This is a genomic window from Micromonospora sp. NPDC047738 (assembly GCF_040642675.1).
Classification (GTDB): Bacteria; Actinomycetota; Actinomycetes; order Mycobacteriales; family Micromonosporaceae; genus Micromonospora.
On the sequence record NZ_JBEYSO010000009.1, the window covers coordinates 288,279 to 305,188 of the forward strand.

Annotated in this window: 16 protein-coding genes and 1 pseudogene; 16 read left to right on the forward strand and 1 reads right to left on the reverse strand. The window is 70.9% G+C overall.

The window, feature by feature from the left end; all coding sequences use genetic code 11:
• Positions 1-10 precede the first annotated feature (10 nt).
• The 14 genes from ABZ783_RS17900 (at position 11) to ABZ783_RS17965 (ending at position 14,174) form a co-directional block, all read left to right on the forward strand.
• Entirely contained in the window at positions 11-1,129 is a 1,119-nt protein-coding gene (locus ABZ783_RS17900) for an ABC transporter substrate-binding protein (RefSeq protein WP_357439208.1), read from the forward strand.
• Between the two features lie 20 nt (positions 1,130-1,149).
• Positions 1,150-1,974 carry an ABC transporter ATP-binding protein gene (locus ABZ783_RS17905; RefSeq protein WP_357439213.1) on the forward strand — a complete coding sequence of 275 codons (825 nt, stop codon included), beginning with the start codon at positions 1,150-1,152 and terminating at the stop codon, positions 1,972-1,974.
• A 13-nt stretch (positions 1,975-1,987) separates the two neighbouring features.
• A complete protein-coding gene (locus tag ABZ783_RS17910; RefSeq protein WP_357439215.1) occupies positions 1,988-2,842 on the forward strand; it encodes an ABC transporter permease in 855 nt (284 codons plus the stop codon).
• A 100-nt stretch (positions 2,843-2,942) separates the two neighbouring features.
• Entirely contained in the window at positions 2,943-3,686 is a 744-nt protein-coding gene (locus tag ABZ783_RS17915) for an SDR family oxidoreductase (RefSeq protein WP_357439218.1), read from the forward strand.
• A gap of 30 nt (positions 3,687-3,716) precedes the next feature.
• Positions 3,717-5,081, forward strand: coding sequence for a M20/M25/M40 family metallo-hydrolase (locus ABZ783_RS17920; protein WP_357439220.1), 1,365 nt, complete (start codon positions 3,717-3,719; stop codon positions 5,079-5,081).
• On the forward strand, positions 5,078-5,902 hold the full coding sequence (locus ABZ783_RS17925; protein ID WP_357439223.1) for an alpha/beta fold hydrolase: 825 nt from the start codon (positions 5,078-5,080) through the stop codon (positions 5,900-5,902). Before ABZ783_RS17920 ends, ABZ783_RS17925 begins: the two co-directional genes overlap by 4 nt.
• Complete coding sequence (locus ABZ783_RS17930) at positions 5,899-6,363, forward strand: Ohr family peroxiredoxin (protein ID WP_357439226.1); 465 nt, start codon at positions 5,899-5,901, stop codon at positions 6,361-6,363. The genes ABZ783_RS17925 and ABZ783_RS17930 overlap by 4 nt, the downstream gene beginning before the upstream one ends.
• On the forward strand, positions 6,350-7,336 hold the full coding sequence (locus tag ABZ783_RS17935; RefSeq protein ID WP_357439229.1) for an EamA family transporter: 987 nt from the start codon (positions 6,350-6,352) through the stop codon (positions 7,334-7,336). Before ABZ783_RS17930 ends, ABZ783_RS17935 begins: the two co-directional genes overlap by 14 nt.
• Positions 7,337-7,381: 45 nt before the next feature.
• Positions 7,382-8,224 (forward strand): IclR family transcriptional regulator, encoded by an 843-nt coding sequence (locus ABZ783_RS17940; RefSeq protein ID WP_357439231.1) that lies wholly within the window; start codon positions 7,382-7,384, stop codon positions 8,222-8,224.
• Between the two features lie 80 nt (positions 8,225-8,304).
• The gene (locus tag ABZ783_RS17945; protein ID WP_357439234.1) at positions 8,305-9,501 is read left to right on the forward strand and encodes a CoA transferase; all 1,197 of its coding nucleotides are present in this window, start codon (positions 8,305-8,307) and stop codon (positions 9,499-9,501) included.
• 37 nt (positions 9,502-9,538) lie between these two features.
• Complete coding sequence (locus ABZ783_RS17950; RefSeq protein ID WP_357439237.1) at positions 9,539-10,378, forward strand: cyclase family protein; 840 nt, start codon at positions 9,539-9,541, stop codon at positions 10,376-10,378.
• Positions 10,371-11,816, forward strand: a complete 1,446-nt coding sequence (locus ABZ783_RS17955) for an MmgE/PrpD family protein (RefSeq protein WP_357439239.1) — start codon at positions 10,371-10,373, stop codon at positions 11,814-11,816. The genes ABZ783_RS17950 and ABZ783_RS17955 overlap by 8 nt, the downstream gene beginning before the upstream one ends.
• Before the next feature lie 22 nt (positions 11,817-11,838).
• Positions 11,839-13,302 carry a dihydroorotase family protein gene (locus tag ABZ783_RS17960; RefSeq protein ID WP_357439242.1) on the forward strand — a complete coding sequence of 488 codons (1,464 nt, stop codon included), beginning with the start codon at positions 11,839-11,841 and terminating at the stop codon, positions 13,300-13,302.
• Positions 13,303-13,313: 11 nt separating this feature from the next.
• A complete protein-coding gene (locus tag ABZ783_RS17965; protein ID WP_357439245.1) occupies positions 13,314-14,174 on the forward strand; it encodes a CoA ester lyase in 861 nt (286 codons plus the stop codon).
• Between the two features lie 305 nt (positions 14,175-14,479).
• On the opposite strand, the pseudogene ABZ783_RS17970 reads toward ABZ783_RS17965, so the two are convergent.
• Positions 14,480-14,887: pseudogene (locus ABZ783_RS17970) on the reverse strand (DUF5317 family protein); the annotation flags it as partial.
• A 226-nt stretch (positions 14,888-15,113) separates the two neighbouring features.
• On the opposite strand from ABZ783_RS17970, the gene ABZ783_RS17975 reads away from it, so the two are divergent.
• Positions 15,114-15,431 (forward strand): hypothetical protein, encoded by a 318-nt coding sequence (locus tag ABZ783_RS17975; RefSeq protein WP_357439247.1) that lies wholly within the window; start codon positions 15,114-15,116, stop codon positions 15,429-15,431.
• Positions 15,432-15,444: 13 nt separating this feature from the next.
• On the forward strand, positions 15,445-16,910 hold a 1,466-nt coding region (locus ABZ783_RS17980; protein ID WP_357439286.1), incomplete at its 3' end, for a zinc ribbon domain-containing protein.

The following is a 16,910-nucleotide window of genomic DNA, read 5'->3' on the forward strand; positions in this document are numbered from 1 at the left end:
GGTGTTGGAGATGAAACGCACGTGGGGTTTGCTGCCGGCGGCACTGGCCGCCGCGCTGGTCCTGTCCGCATGCGGCGGTGGCTCCGATGAGGGGTTCACGGCCGGCGGCGGGACCAAGGAGGCCAAGGTGACGATGGCGATCGCCTCCGCGGTGATCGGCCCCAAGGAGGAGGTGGCCGTATACGCGGTCGCCAAGGAGCTCGGCTACTTCGCCGACGAGAAGCTGACCATCGACACCATCAACGCCGACGGTTCGGTCGCCGCGCTGCAGGCGGTCGCCTCGGGCAGCGCCGACATCACCGCCGCCGATTCCGGCTCGGTGCTCGGCGCCGCGGAGAAGAACGTCCCGATCAAGGCGATCGGCGGCCTGGTGCAGAACTGGCCCTGGGTGATGGCGGTCAAGCCGGACAGCACCATCGCCGGCGGCGCCGACCTGCGCGGCAAGAAGATCGGTGTGATCAGCCTGGCCTCCGGCTCCGCCCCGTACGCCCGCGCCTACGTCCGGGCGGCCGGGCTGGACCCGGCCAAGGACGTCGAGTTGCTGCCGGTGGGTGTCGGGGCGCCGGCCGCCGCCGCGCTCAACGACGGCAAGGTTGACATGCTGGCGCTCTACACCCAGGCGTACGCGGTGATCGAGAACTCGGGCATCCAGCTGAAGTACCTGACCAACCCGGACATCTTCACCGGCATCCGCTCGCTGACCTTCAGCGTCGGGGCGCGCGACTTCGCCGACAAGCGGGACGTGTACACGCGGTTCCTGCGCGCGGGGTACAAGGCGATGCTCTTCTCGGCGAAGAACCCGGAAGCCGCCATGCGGATCGGTTACAAGGTGTTCCCGCAGATCCTGGCCGGCAAGACCGTCGACGAGCGGCTGGCTGCCGACACCAAGAGTCTGACGGCCTGGCTGAAGACGGCCACCCCGGCCAGCGGCACGCCGGAGCAGTTCGCCGACTGGGGCGCGATCAGCGACCAGGAGTGGGCGAAGACCCAGGCGTACACCAAGGAGGCCGGCCAGATCACCGGCGAGGTCGACCTGAAGAAGCTGTGGGACCCGAGCCTGCTCTCCGGTGCCAACAACTTCGACAAGGCGGCGGTGCTCGACAAGGCCGCCCACTACACCGTCAGCTAGCGGTAGCGGAAGGGATTTCGATGGCCATCAAGGCGGCGGCCCGCGCGACGCAGACCCCGGCATCGGTGTCGGAGAGTTCCTGGATCGAGATCGCCGGGCTGGACAAGGAGTACCGGCCCCGCAAGTCGGCCCCGACCCAGGCGCTCAGCGACATCAACCTGACCGCACGCCGCGGCGAGTTCATCTCGGTCGTGGGACCGTCCGGATGCGGCAAGACCACATTGCTGAAGATCCTCGCCGGGCTGAGCCCGAAGACCGGGGGGACCGTGCGGATCGCCGGGCGGGACGTCACGAAGCCCCTTCCCGAGGTCGGGATGGTGTTCCAGGCACCGACCCTGCTGCCCTGGCGCACCATCTTCGACAACGTGATGGTGCCGGCGGAGATCCAGAAGCTGGATCCCCGCCGGCACCGGGAACGCGCCCAGCAACTGTTGGACATGGTGGGCCTGAACGGATTCGAGCGTAAGTACCCGCACGAGCTCAGCGGCGGTATGCAGCAGCGGGCCGGTATCTGCCGGGCGCTGGTGCACGACCCGGCGGTGCTGCTGATGGACGAGCCGTTCGGCGCGCTCGACGCGATGACCCGCGAGTACATGAACGTCGAACTGCTGCGGATCTGGCAGGAGAGCGGGCAGACGATCGTGCTGGTCACGCACTCCATCCCGGAGGCGGTCTTCCTTTCCGACCGGGTGGTCGTTCTCAGCCCCCGACCGGGCCGGATCGCCGAGATCATGCCGATCGACCTGGACCGGCCCCGTGACCTCAGCGTCATGTCCTCCGACCGGGCCGGGACCTACGTGGACCGGATCCGCCGACACTTCAACGCCGCCGGCGTAATCGACTGACGAGGAGGCAGCCATGGCAACAACCAACCTGGTCGACAAGCCGGCCGAGCCACCGACGTCGGCGGCCACCGGCGCCGCCCGGCGCCGCCTGGACTTCCGGGAGAAGCCGCAACTCTGGCTGGTCCCGGCGGTCTTCGTCGTGGTCGTGCTGCTGTGGGAGTACGGCATCCAGCTGATCGGTGTCGACGAGTACGTCCTGCCCCGACCCTCGCAGGTGGTCGACTCCCTGTGGCGGCAGCTCGGCGACGACCAGTTCTGGGGTCACTTCCGGGTGACCAGCCAGGAAGCGCTGGTCGGGTTCGTCATCGGCGTGGGGGCCGCGGTGCTGCTGGGCACCTTCATCTCCCAGGTCAAGGTCGTCGAGGCCACCCTGATGCCCTACATCGTGGCCTTCCAGACCGTGCCGAAGGTCGCCCTGGCCCCGCTGTTCGTGGTCTGGTTCGGCTTCGGCCTGACCAGCAAGGTGGTCATGGCGGCGGTGATCTCGTTCTTCCCGATGCTGGTCAACGTCATCGAGGGGCTACGGGCGGCCGACGCCGACAAGATCCAGATGCTGACGGTGTTCGGGGCGAGCAAGACGCAGATCTTCCGGATGGTACGGCTGCCCAGCGCACTGCCGTTCATCTTCGCCGGCCTGGACATCGGCATCGTCTTCGCCATCCTCGGCGCGGTCGTCGGTGAGTTCATCGGCGCCAAGGAAGGCCTCGGCTACCTACTGCTCCAGACGAACTACAACTTCGACATCGCGGGCATGTTCGCCGTACTGGTGGTCCTGTCGGTGATGGGTCTGCTGGCCCACTTCGTCATCCGGCTGGTGCAGAAGCGGGTGGCCTTCTGGGCCGAGGAGACCAAGGTGATCGGCGCGTGACGACCGTGGACGGGACCGTCGTCACGGGCGCGCGGCACCGGTCGGGCCGGGCGTCCGCCCGCCCGGCCGGTGACCGGCCCGGGAAAACGTGGAGCAGGCCATGAGCAGTGACCCGAACCGGTTCGACGGCCGGGTGGCCGTGGTCACCGGTGCGGCACGCGGCATCGGCGCCCGCATCGCCGCCACCCTCGCCGAGCGTGGGGCCACGGTGGCCCGCGCCGACGTCCTCGACGACTGGGACAGCGAACTGTCCGGCGGGACGCACACCCGGCACCTGGTGGACGTGCGGTCGGCGCGGTCCTGCGCCGGCCTGGTCGCGGCGGTCCTGGACCGGCACGGCCGCCTGGACCTCCTGGTCAACAACGCCGGCGTGGTCCGCCGCGGGCCGGCGGCGACGATGTCCGAGGAGGACTTCACCACCGTCGTCGACGTCAACCTGACCGGTACGTTCCGGATGTGCCAGGCCGCGTACCCGGCCCTGCGGGACGCGCGCGGCGCGGTGGTGAACATCGGCTCCACCAACGGGCACATCGCGGTGCTGAACACGCTGGGCTACTGCGTGAGCAAGGCCGGCGTCATGCACATGGCGCGGGTGCTGGCCCTCGAATGGGCACCGGACCACATCCGGGTCAACGCGGTCGGACCGACCATCGTGCCCACCGACATGACCTCCGACCTACGCGGCGACCCGGCGTACCTGGCGGACAAGATGGCCACCATCCCGTTGGGTCGGATGGCCGAGCCGCAGGACGTCGCCAACGCGGTCGCCTACCTGCTGAGCGACGCCGCCGCCATGATCACCGGCCAGACGATCTTCGTCGACGGCGGCGTCACCATCCACTGAGCCCCTGCCACCCCTGTGTGAGGAACCCGCATGCCACACCCTGACACCGCAGCCGCCCTGGCGGCGGTCGACGCGCACTTCGACGAGTTCGTCGAGGAGTTACAGCAGCTGTGCCGCATCCGCAGTCGCCGGCAGGAGCCGGAGCAGATGGCGGCCACGGCCGAGTTCATCGCCGGCTCGGTACGCCGCTGGGGCGGCAGCGCCGAGATAATCCCCTGGGAGCAGTCCTACCCGTACGTGCTCGCCGAGGTGCCCGGGGACGGCGAGGCGGCCCTGCTGCACTTCACCCACTACGACGTGGAGGTCGAGCCGGCCGGGGACGACGCCGACTGGATCAGCCCGCCGTACGCGGCGGAGATCCACGACGGGCGGCTCTACGCCCGCGGCGTGGCCGACGACAAGGGCGTCGTCATGTCCCGGATCCACGCGGTGGCGGCCTGGCGGCTGGCCGGCCTCACCCCGCCGGTCACCAGCAGGATCATCTTCGAGGGCAAGAAGTGGCTGCACAGCCCCGGCCTCGGCTCCTTCGTGCGGGCGCACGCCCGCCGGCTGGCCAGCGACGCGGCGCTGTGGGAGAACTCCTGGCTCGACGGCGACGACCGGCTGCTGCTCAAGCTCAGCGAGAAGGGCGTGCTCTACCTGCGGCTCACCGCGCAGACCCTGCCCCGGGACCTGACCAGCCAGAACACCGCGCTGCTGCCCGCCGCCACGGCCCGGCTGGCCGCCGCCCTGGCCCAGTTGCAGCGCCCTGACGGTACGGTGACGATCCCCGGCTTCGCCGACGACGCCCGCCCGCCGACCGAGGCGGAACGGGAACTGCTGGCGAATGTGGCGTTCGACGGGGACTTCCTCCGCAAGCGGGCCGAGGTCGAGCGGTTCACCGGGGACCTCGACGACCGGCAGGCGGCGCTGGCCATCCGTACCGTGCCGACGCTGACCGTCGCCGGTTTTGCCGGCGGCGACATGCGCGACGACGTGACGCTGGGCATCCCGTCGACCGCGTCGGCGAAGCTGGAGATCCGGCTGGTCCCGGGCCAAGACCCGGAGCGGGTGCTGGGCTGCCTCCGGGACCACCTGGCGGCGACCGGCTTCGGTGACCTGCGCATCGAGGTCATGGCCACCAGCCAGCCCAACATCACCGACCATCGCGATCCGTTCGTCGCGCTGGTCGCCGACGCGGCCCGCCGGGTGTACGGGACGGAGCCGGTGGTCGAGCCGTACACCCAGTGGATCGGCAACCAGGGGGTGCTCGCCGACCGCCCGATCGTCGGGATCGGCGTGTCCCGGGCCGATTCCGGGGTGGACGGCCCCAACGAGCACATCCGGCTGGACGACTACCGCGCCGGCATCAAGCACGTCATCGAGATCATGGCGGCCATGGCGGTGGCGAAGTGAGCCGGGCGCGCGGGGTGGCCCGCCGGGCATACGTCGACCTGCCGTGGGGACAGGTGCACTACCGCCACGGCGGCGACCCCGACCGGCCGGTACTGCTGATCCTCCACCAGTCCCCGCTGTCCTCGGCGACCTACGACGCGGTCGTCGAGCCCCTGGCCCGGCGGGGCCTGCGGGTCGTCGCCCTGGACACGCCGGGGTTCGGGATGTCCGACCCGCCGCCACGCCCCTGGTCCATTCCCGAATACGCCGACGCCGTGTGGCAGATCGCCGACGCCCTCGGACTGCCCCGGCTGCACCTGCTCGGGCAGCACACCGGCGCGATCATCGGGGCCGAGGCGATGATGCGCGCCCCGCAGCGGGTACACCGGCTGATCCTGCAGGGTATCCCGCTCTACGACGAGCAGGAGCGGGCGGAGAAGAAGCGGTCGTACGCCCCGGGTTACCTCCCGGCGCGTGACGGCGGGCACCTGCGGGTGATCTGGGACCGGGTGTACGGCCTCTACCCGAGACTGACCCCGGAGGAGGCGAACCGGCAGGTCACCGAGTACCTGTTGACCGGACCGGACTACGCCACGGCGTACCGGGCGGTCTTCGACCATCACGTGGACACCGCGGCGTTGGACGCGCTGCCCATCGTGCTGCTGCACGGAGCCGACGACCTGCTCGACCGGATGACGCCGCAGGTGCGGGCCGCGCTGCCGCACGCGCCGCTGGTCACCATCCCCGGCGGGACGGACTTCGTCGCCGACGAGCAGCCGGAGGCGTTCGCCGACGCAGTGGCCGCGCAGGTGCAGGCGGACCTGGAAGGGCGGCCGGCATGAGCATCGGGACACCGGCCGAGGCCGCGACGGCGGTCCCGGCGAACGTCATCTACACCGCGGCGGTGCGGGTGTCGGGCGGGCGGGGCGGGGCGGCGCGGTCGTTGACCGGGTCGCTACGGGTCGACCTCACCCGGCCGGCCCAGCGGGGCCCGGACGCGGCGGGCACCGATCCCGAGGAACTCTTCGCCGCCGGTTACGCGGCCTGCTTCGACAGCGCGCTGGCCATCGCCGCCCGCCAGGTGGGGGCGAAACCGGGGCCGACCACGGTCACCGCCTCAGTCTCCCTCGGGCAGACCGATGCGGGCCGGTACGCCATCGCGGTGGTGCTGGAGGTGTCGGCGCCGGAGTGCCCCCAGGCGGACCTGGAGCGCGCGGTGGCGCTGGCGGACCAGCTGTGCCCGTACTCGAACGCCCTGCGGGGCAACACTCCGGTGACGATCCAGGTCGATGGACACCGCTGACCTGTCCCGTGTCGCCACGGCGAGGCCGGTGGCGGCATCGCCGCGGCCTGCCGGCCCCGTGGCGCTGGCCGTCGGGCTCGCGGCGATCTACCTGCTCTGGGGCTCGACCTACCTGGGCAACCGGGTGGCCCTGGAGAGCCTGCCTCCGATGGTGTGCACCTCGGCGCGGTTCCTGGCCGCGGCGCTGCTGCTGTTCGCGGTGGCGGCGTCGCGGCGGGGACGGGTCGGGCTGCGGCCGGCGCGGGGCGAGTGGGGCGGGGTGGTGGCCAGTGGACTGCTGATGGTCGGGGCGGGCAGCGCGCTGCTGGCCCTGGGTCAGCAGTACGTCCCGACTGGACTGGCCTCGCTGCTGGTGGCCGGCATGCCGCTGTGGGTGCTGGTGCTCCGGTTGGGCGTCGGGCCGCGGCCGTCGTCGCTGGCGGCGGTTGGCGTACTGGGCGGGGTGGCCGGCCTGGCGCTGCTGTTCGCGGCGCCGACCGGGCAGTGGCACCTCGGCGGGATGCTGCTGGTGGTGCTCTCCACGATGGTGTGGGCGCTGGGCTCGACGCTGGCACAGCGGCTGAGGTCGCCGGCGGACCATCTGGTCGGCACCGGGTGGCAGATGCTGGTCGGCGGGGTGGCGGTGGCGGTGGCGAGCGTGGTCAGCGGCGAGGCGGGGCGGTTGCGGCTGGCGGAGGTGACCGGCCGCTCCTGGCTGGCTTGGGCCTATCTGATGGTGGTCTGCACCGTCGTGGGGTTCAGCGTCTACACCTGGTTGCTGCGAAACGCGCCGCTGCAATTGGCCGCCACCTACGCGTACGTCAATCCGGTGGTGGCGGTGCTGCTCGGCATGATGATGCTGAATGAAAGGCTGACCGGCCGGCAGGTGGTTGCCGGGGTGGTCGTACTCGCCTCGGTGGCGCTGGTCATCGCGGTGGAACGACCCCGGCAGGTCGAGGGTCTGCCGGCCGGCACACCTGTCGCACCCACCTGACGCCCGGCGCTGCCCGCCCACCTACGTCGACAGTAAGGACTGAGGATGACCACGACACCCGTCATTGACAATGACGCCAGCCGGACCCGGTCGGGCCTCGGACGTGCCCTTGATGTCATCAACATCATCGCCGCCCGGGCGCCGGAGACCCTCGGCGTGTCGACGATCGCCCGGGAGCTGGGGCTGCCGAAGGCGGTCGCGCACCGGATCCTCAAGGAGCTGGTGGCCGACGAGTTCCTCAGCTTCGACGAGGAGACCAAGCGGTACCGGCTCGGCGCCGGCGCGCTGACGGTGGGGCTGGCCGCGCTGCGCGCCATGGACGTGCCGGACATCGCCCGGCGGTATCTGGTCCGGCTGGTGCGCACCAGTGGTGAGACGGCCACCTTGTCGGTGCGGCAGGGCTGGTACCGGGTCTACATCGACCAGGTGCTCTCGCCGCACGAGGTGCGGATGTCGGTGTCGCTGGGCACCAGCCATCCGCTGCACTCCGGGTCGTCGTCCAAGGCCATCCTCGCCGCGCTGTCCGACGCGGAGGCCGAGGACTATCTGGACAACCAGCCGCTGGAGGCGGTCACCCCGTCCACCATCACCTCACCGGTGCGGCTGCGGGCCGAGCTGGCTCGGATCCGCCGCCAGGGGTACGCGGTGAGCATGGGCGAGCGGCAGAGCGGTGCGGGAAGCGTGGCGGCGGCGGTGCGCTACTCCACCGGTCAGGTGTTCGGATCGATCTCGCTGTGCGGACCGCAGAACCGGTTCACGCCCGAGGTGTGCGCCGGGCACGGCGCCCTGGTCGCCGCGGCGGCGGCGGAGATCTCCGCCGAGCTGGGTTTCCGGGCGCCCGCGCAGCGCGCGGGTGAGCCGGTTGAAGGCCGACCGGCACGGCGTTGACCCAGTAGGTACGACCGAAATTTTCTGCTCGGCGGAATGGTCTTCCGCTGAACCGAGCGATGACTGGGGAGGTGGAACGGGTGAGCAACGGACCGCTGACAGGTCTGCGGGTCCTGGACGTCTCGACAATCCTCGCCGGGCCCCTGTGCTGTCAGATCCTCGGCGACTTCGGCGCCGAGGTGATCAAGATCGAGCACCCGACGATGGGTGACAGCATGCGTGGGCACGGCAAGTCCAAGGACGGCCATCCCCTGTGGTGGAAGGAGATCTCCCGCAACAAGCGGCTGATCGGCCTGAGCCTCTCCGCGCCGGAGGGGGCGGCGCTGCTGCTGCGCCTAGCCGCCAGGGCCGACGTGCTGGTGGAGAACTTCCGCCCGGGCACGCTGGAGCGGTGGGGCATCGGCCCCGAACGGCTGCACCAGGTCAACCCCGGTCTGGTGATCGCCCGGATCACCGGCTTCGGCCAGGCCGGGCCGTACGCCTCTCGCGCCGGCTTCGGCACTCTGGCCGAGGCGATGAGCGGCTTCGCCCACCTCACCGGCACCGCCGACGGGCCGCCCACGCTGCCCGCGTTCGGGCTGGCTGACAGCATCTGCGGGATCGCCACCTCGTCAGCGGTGATGATGGCGTTGTGGCACCGGGAACGCTCCGGCCGGGGCCAGGTCATCGACATGAGCCTGCTGGAACCGATCATGACCGCCGTCGGTCCCGGTCCCACCGTCTACGACCAGCTCGGGGTGGTGGAACAGCGGCAGGGCAACCGGTCCACCAACAACGCGCCCCGCAACACGTATCGGACCAAGGACGGTTCGTGGGTGGCCGTGTCCACCAGCGCCCAGGCCATCGCCGAGCGGGTCCTCCGGTTGGTCGGGCACCCCGAGGTGATCGACGAGCCCTGGTTCCGTACCGGCGTCGGGCGGGTGGCGCACGCCGACGAGCTCGACGCCTACGTCGGCGCCTGGATCGGTGAGCGCACCCGCGACGAGGTGACCCAGGCGTTCGCCGAGGTCGGCGCCGCCGTCGCCCCGATCTACAGCGCCAAGGACATTGTCGAGGATCCGCACGTCCAAGCCACCGAGATGATCACCGTGGCCGACGACCCCGACCTCGGTCCGATGCGGATGCACAACGTGATGTGGCGGATGTCGGAGACCCCGGGCCGGATCCGGTTCACCGGCCGCGATCCCGGTGCCGACACCGACGCCCTGCTCGTCGACGAGCTCGGCTGCGACCCGACCGAGATCGCCGACCTGAAAGCCCGCGACATCGTCGCCTGACGACGCCGCGATGACAGCCGAAACGCGAGGAACCCCCGTGGCCACCACTGCCAGAACCGCCGACAGCCTGCTCGACGCCGTGCAGGCCGGCGTCACGATCTACGACCTGGGCCGGCCGCTCACCGTCGGCATGCCGCAGTCACCGAACCACCCGCCGTTCTGGATCACCCTGCCGCGCCGGCACGGCGACACGGTCCGGCCCGACGGCGGCTCCGCCGCCAACGACCTGCTGGTGATGGGCACCCACGTCGGCACGCACGTCGATGCCCTCGCGCACGTGTCCCACAACGGCCGGATGCACGGCGGGGTGGACGCCACCGCCGCGCAGGTCGGCGGCCGGTTCCACGAGTTGGGCGTGCACACCGTCGCGCCGATGGTCCGCCGGGGCGTCCTGCTCGACATCCCGGGCGCGCTGGCGCAGGAGAGCTGCTCGGCCGGCTACGAGATCACGGACGCCGACCTCGACGCCGCGGTGTGCCGGCAGGGCACGTCGGTGGGACCGGGCGACGTCGTGCTCATCCGCAGCGGCTGGGGGCGGCTGTTCGACCACGAGGACCGCACCCGCTACATCGGGAAGGAGTCCGGGGTGCCCGGGATCGGCGCGGACGGTGCCACCTGGCTGGCCGAACGCCGGGTACACGCCGCCGGAGCCGACACCATCGCCTTCGAGTGCCTGCCGCCTGGCAAGGGACACAGCGTGCTGCCGGCGCACCGCATCCTCCTGGTGGAACACGGCATCTACCTGATCGAGACGCTGGCGCTGGAGGAACTCGCCCGCGACGAGGTGTACGAGTTCACCTTCATCATGTCGCCGCTGCCGCTGTACGGTGCCACCGGCTCACCGGTGCGTCCACTGGCGGTGATCAGCCGTGACTGAGCCCACCCTGGGCCAGCGCCTGGCCGCCTTCGCCGCCGACACACCCGCCGACGCACTCCCCGACGAGGTGGTCGCCAGCGTCCGCGCCCGGGTGCTGGACATCATCGGGCTCTGCGTGGCGGCGTACCCGCTGCCGACCAGTCAGGCGGCCCTGGCGTACGTCACCGAGCAGGGCGGCCGGGGCCAGGCCTCGGTGGTCGGCCTGGCGGAGCGGGTGCCCGCGGCGCTGGCGGCGTTCGCCAACGGCGTGCTGGCGCACTCCCTCGACTACGACGACACGCACCTGCCGTCGGTGCTGCACCCCAGCGCGTCGGTGGTGCCGGCCGCCCTCGCCGCCGCCGAACTGGCCGGCGCGTCCGGCCGAGAAACGGTCGCCGCCATCGCCGTCGGCCTGGAGGTGTGTGTACGCCTCGGCATGGCCGGCTACGACCGGACCGTCGGCAATTCGGTCTTCTTCGAGCACGGCCAGCACGCCACCTCGATCTGCGGGACGCTCGGCGGAGCGGTCGCCGCAGCCCGGCTGCTGAGGCTGGACGCCGGCAGCACCCTGGACGCCCTCGGGGTGGCCGCCTCGATGGCCGCCGGGCTGATCGAGTCCAACCGCAACGGCGGCACGGTCAAACGGATCCACTGTGGCTGGGCGGCGCATTCGGCGGTCAGCGCGGCACTGCTGGCCCGGCACGGCGTGACCGGCCCACCGACGGTGCTGGAGGGACGGTTCGGCTTCTTCCAGGCGTTCCTGCGCGGCGAGTTCGACGCCGACGAGGTCGTCCGAGGGCTCGACACCGACTGGGCGGTGCCCGGCATCTTCTTCAAGCCGTACCCGGCCAACCACTTCACCCACGCCGCGATCGACGCGGCGATCGCGCTGCGGGAGCGGGGGCTGCCGATCGACCAGATCGACTCGATCACACTCGGCGTGCCGTCGCCGGTGATCCGCACCATCGGGCAACCCATCGAACGCAAGCGCGCCCCGCAGACCGGCTACGAGGCGCAGTTCAGCGGCCCGTACGCGGTCGCCGCCGGACTGTGCGGGGGCGGCGGGCTCGGCGTCGGGCTGGCCGACTTCACCGACGACCTGGCCCGTGAGCCGGTCCGCCGGGCCCTGATGGCAAAGGTCGAGGTGGTGCCCGACGAACGGTGCGACGCCATCTTCCCCAACCAGTTCCCAGCGGTACTGCGGGTGGTCACCCGCGACGGACGGGAGTGGACCGAGGCGGTCCTGGCCAACCGCGGCGGGCCGCAACGCCCGCTCAGCGAGGCTGAACTGGCGGTGAAGTTCCACCACAACACCGCAGCCGGGCTGCCGGCGCAGATCGCCGCCCAGATCGAGGAGGAGGTCCACCGGCTGGACCAGGCCCCCGACGTCCGGCAGCTGACCAGCTTGATCACGTGTGAGAGGGCCACCGACGCCGCGCCGGTGGCGCCGAGCCGCTGAACCGACAACGAGGAGCACCCCCATGACGACCTTCGACCTGCTGCTGACCAACATTCGCGTCGTCCGGCACGACCGGCCCGAACCCGAGCTGCTGGACGTCGCTGTCACCGACGGCCGGATCAGCCGAATCGCCCCACACATCGAGGTGAGCGAGGCCGCCCGGGCGGTCGACGGTGGGGGGCGGCTCGCCTTCCCCGGGGTGGTCGACGCCCACCAGCACTGGGGCATCTACAACCCGCTGGGCGAGGACACCGTGTCGGAGAGCCGCGCCTCGGTGCAGGGCGGCGTGACCACCGCACTGAACTACATGCGCACCGGGCAGTACTACCTCAACCGCGGCGGCCGGTACGACGACTTCTTCCCGGACGTCCTCGCCGCCGCCGAGGGCCGCTCATACATCGACTACGGTTTCCACCTGGCCCCGATGATGCGCGAGCACATCAACGAGATCCCGCAGTTGGTGGCGGAGCACGGGGTCACCTCGTTCAAGATCTTCATGTTCTACGGCAGCCACGGGCTGCACGGCCGCTCCGCCGACCAGAACTCATTCCTGATGATCCCGGAGGGTGAGCGGTACGACTACGCCCACTTCGAGTTCGTCATGCGGGGAGTGCAGGCGGCCCGTGAACAGTTCCCTGAGCTGGCCGACGACATCTCGCTGTCGCTGCACTGCGAGACCGCCGAGATCATGAGCGCCTACACCAGGCAGGTCGAGCAGGAGGGCAGGCTGCAAGGGCTGGAGGCCTATCACGCCTCCCGGCCACCGCACTCGGAGGGGCTGGCCGTGTCGATCGCGTCGTACCTGGCGCACGAGACCGGGCTGCCGAAGATCAACCTGCTGCACCTGTCCTCGTACAAGGCCGTTGACGCGGCGCTGCGAATGGCACAGGCGTTCCCGCACATCGACTTCCGCCGGGAGGTCACAATCGGGCACCTGCTGGCCGACATCAGCACCGCGCACGGGCTCGGCGGCAAGGTCAACCCACCGCTGCGCCCCCGCGAGGACGTCGAGGCACTCTGGGAGTACGTCCTGGACGGCAAGATCGACTGGGTGGTCAGCGACCACGCCTGCTGCCGGGACGAGGTGAAATTCGGTGAACCGCGCGACGACATCTTCGTGGCGAAGTCCGGCTTCGGCGGCGCCGAGTACCTGCTGCCCGGCCTGGTCACCGAGGGCAGCCGGCGCGGCCTGTCGTACCAGCGGGTGGCCGAGCTGACCTCGTGGAACCCGGCCCGCCGCTTCGGTCTGCACCACAAGGGCGCGATCGCCGAGGGCTACGACGCGGACATCTGCCTGGTGGACCCGGACGTGACCTGGACGGTTCGGGCCGAGGACTCCGAGTCGACCCAGGAGTACACGCCGTTCGAGGGCTTCGAGCTGACCGCCAAGGTGACCGACACCTTCGTCCGCGGCGAGCAGGTGCTCGTCGACGGCAAGGTCGCCGGCGAGCCGCACGGCCGGTACATCTCCCGGCCGCAGCGGTAGGGAGGCGAGGAGTGCAGACGGTGGCGCGCAGTTATCTGTACGTGCCCGGCGACCGGGCGGACCTGCTGGACAAGGCCCCCGGGCGGGGCGCCGACGCGCTCGTACTCGACCTCGAGGACGCGGTGATCGCGGCCCGCAAGGAGCAGGCCCGTGAGACGGTCGGCGCGTTCCTCGCCGCCGCCCCGCGGAACGGGCCTGGCCTGTGGGTCAGGATCAACAGTGACCAGATCGAGGCGGACATCGCCGTCCTCTCCGCGGCGGCGGTGGGTATCTGGGTGCCCAAGGCCGAACCGAACCTGCTCCATGAGGTCGACGCGGCGCTCACCCGGGCCGAGCGGCGGCTCGGCCCGGGTGCGCCGACCTTCCAGGTGGTGGCGCTGATCGAGACCGCCCGAGGGGTGCTCACCGCGGCGCAGGTGGCCGCCGCGCCACGCGTGCTCCGACTCGGCATCGGCGAGGCGGACCTGGCCGGTGAGCTCGGGCTGCAGCCGGGGGCGGACCGGGCGGAGTTCGGCCCAATCCGCTCGCAGGTCGTCGTCGCCTCGGCCGCAGCCGGGATCACCCCTCCCGTGGGGCCCGTCGAGACAACGCTGCGCGATGCAGCCCGGCTGGAGCAGACGACCCGGGCCCTGCTCCGGCAGGGCTTCCGGGCCCGCACCGCCATCCACCCCGGACAACTCGCGGTCATCAACGACGTGTTCGCCCCCACCGCCGCCGAGTTGGCGTCCGCCCGGGCGGTCCTGGAGGCGATGGAGCGGGCAGAACGTCGTGGCTCCGGTGTGGCGACCGACGCCGACGGCCGACTGCTGGACCGGGCCGTGGTCCGCACCGCTGCCGAAGTGGTACGGCGGGCCGACGCGTCGGCCGGCTGACTACCGCACGTCCCGCCCGGTCCGGCACGTGGTTCGCGTGCTGCCTCAGCTGGCTTCCGGGTGAACGCAGAGAAGCGCGCCGGCTGGGCCACCTCCCAGATGTGCTCCAGCCGGCGAGCGTCTAGCTTCCCTCCGTCAGCGGTGCGCCCACCGTGTAGAGCAGCAGTGCCAGCGATGCGAGCGTGAACATCGCCAGCATGACGCGCCGCCAGTTGACAGCCAGAGTCATGATTCACCCCCTCGGTCTGTGACGGAACAGATTGTCCCCGCCGGTGGCGACACATGGCCAGCACGACCATCGCGCAGGCGCCGCCGCTGATCAGGACATCGCCAGGGCTGATGACCTTGTGCAGGGGTGCGATCGGGATAGTGTCGCCGAGGAACGGCAACCGTGTGTTGGCGTCGGCAGATTCGTTTGGGTGTCGCCAGGCCCGGGCGCAGGCCCCCACTGCGGCGGCCACGGCGGGTTCGTAAGGCATCCGACCGTTGAGCGCGATGGCCAGGCCGTTCAAAGCAGCGCCCAGCGCGATGAACACACCGGCGACGCGGGTAGCCACCGGCCAATGTCGAAGGTTGACAGCAAGCCACACCAGCACGAAAGCGAACACGATGGCCAGCATGGACACGCCGACTTGCTGTTCAATGAAGCTCCGTACGCCCTTCACGTAGTACTGCACAACCTGACCGAGTGCGGCCAGCGGTGGATGCAACACCGGCTTGTTCGATCGAGGCTAACCGATTTGATTATCGATGATCAGTGATCATAGATTGGCCTGTGTGGGACGTTTTCGGCTTTCCAAGGCCGGGAAGCGTGTCGGTGTTCACCCCGTGGCGCATCACGTTTGGGTTGGCTCGGGGAGGGTTCCGGTGGCGTGGGCCGGCGGTGAGGGCCGGCGGTGAGGGCCGGTTTTTGTGGATCGGTGTTGAGGCGTTGGGTCGGTGAGCGGGAAGCTGCGGCTGGCCGAGGGTGAGACGGCCCGCACCGCGTGTGCCCGTGCTGTGCTGCGCGTGGGGGTGGACGAGGCAACCGGCGAGGTCCTGTCTCAGGCGGTGCTGGCGCAGCGGGTCGGGTGGTGTGCCGGCCTGGTGGCGGGCATGGTGGCCGCGCTGGTCGGTGAGCATTGGAACAGCGTGGATGTGGGGGTGTTGGCTTCCGGGGTGGATGCGGGTGGGCGGCGGTTTGCCGTCGAACGCGTGGATGGCGCTGCGGCGCCTGGGGTGGACGGTCGCCCCGCCTGGGGGTGTGAGGGTCAATGATCGGATCGTGCGGATGGCGCAGGAGCAGGCGGGGCGTGCGCTTCGTTCGGTGAAGTGGCGCGCCGATGTGACCGGCGGGGTCCTGGCGACGTGGCCGGCTGATCCGCGTAAGCGCACGCCCGCGGAGTGGGATCAGGTGCGGGCCTCGATCCCCGGCGGCGAGTATCTGCCATCCAGCGTCATCAAGGGCCGTACCCGGCAGGCCGTCACGTTCGCCAAGGCCAACGGCCGGCTGCCGGTGGACGTGTTCGAGTTGGAAGGCGTCCCGAGGATCGGGCGGATGTTGCTGTTGGCCGCGTGTGATCGGCAGCAGGCCACGATCGAGCGCAGCGACACCGACCCGGGCAGGGCGCTGCTGCGGCTGCAGTTGCCCACCCGTCCGGATCCGCAGACGTATCGGGACTGGACGTGGGTCGCCTGCCCGATCAGGCTGCCGTCCACGGTTCCTGCCTCGGCGTTGCTGCACCTGCCCACCCTCCGAATAACCGGCGGGCAGGTGCGTGCCGATGTTGCATACACGCACCCGGTGCCGAAAGCCGCGCGCACCGGCCACACGGTGGCGGTCGGTGTGGATTGGGGCCTCAACACCCTCCTCAGCGCCGGAGCCCTACGACTGGGAGAGGATGGGCGGATCACGGCGTTGGGGGCTGGTGGACAGTTCCGGGCCGCCGGCATCCTCGCCAAGCAGCACCGGCTCCGACGCCTGTCAGAACGGCTGCATGCGAAGGCCGACCAGTACGCGCGGCTGCTCGGCGGCCGCCCGGACGAGCATCTGAGGGCGAAACGTGAGGTGCTGGCCGGCGAGATCCGCCACGTGTCCACCCGCCGATCCAACCTCAACGATGCGCTCGCGTGGGCTGCCGCCCGCTGGACGGTGGACCAGGCGATCGCCGCCCGGGCGTCCGTCATCTATCTGGAAGACCTGCGGTCGATGGAAGCGCGGGGCATGGGGCACAGCCTGAACACGCGTCTGTCCCAGCAGGTCCGCGGAAAGATCAGCGATCGGATGCGGCACCTCGCCGCCGAGCACGGGATCGCCGTGGTCACCGTTCCCGCCCGGAACACGTCCAAGCACTGTCCGCAATGTTTGACCCCGCTGCAGCACCGTAAAGCCCCCGACCGGCCCACCACACCGGGATGGAAGTGGGCCATCTGCCCCAACCAGTCCTGCCGCTGGCAGGGCGACCGCGACCACGGCGCCTGGCGGCGCATCGCCGCCCGCGGCCTCACCCACCAGGGCAAGACCGTCATCGACAAGACCACCGGCGCCATGGCGATCCGCACGGTCGTCGACGAACTCGAAGCCGCAGCCGTCATCACCCCCAGCACCTCCAAGACCAGCCGGAGGGACCGGTCGAAGACCGGCCCCACCCGGCCCCGCACCCCACGCCCCGCGCCCAGGCGACGCAGGGCACCCTCCCCCACCCGGCCCCACAGCCGAGCGGGAAAGCGTCCGGAGGGACACGCACCAACGGACCG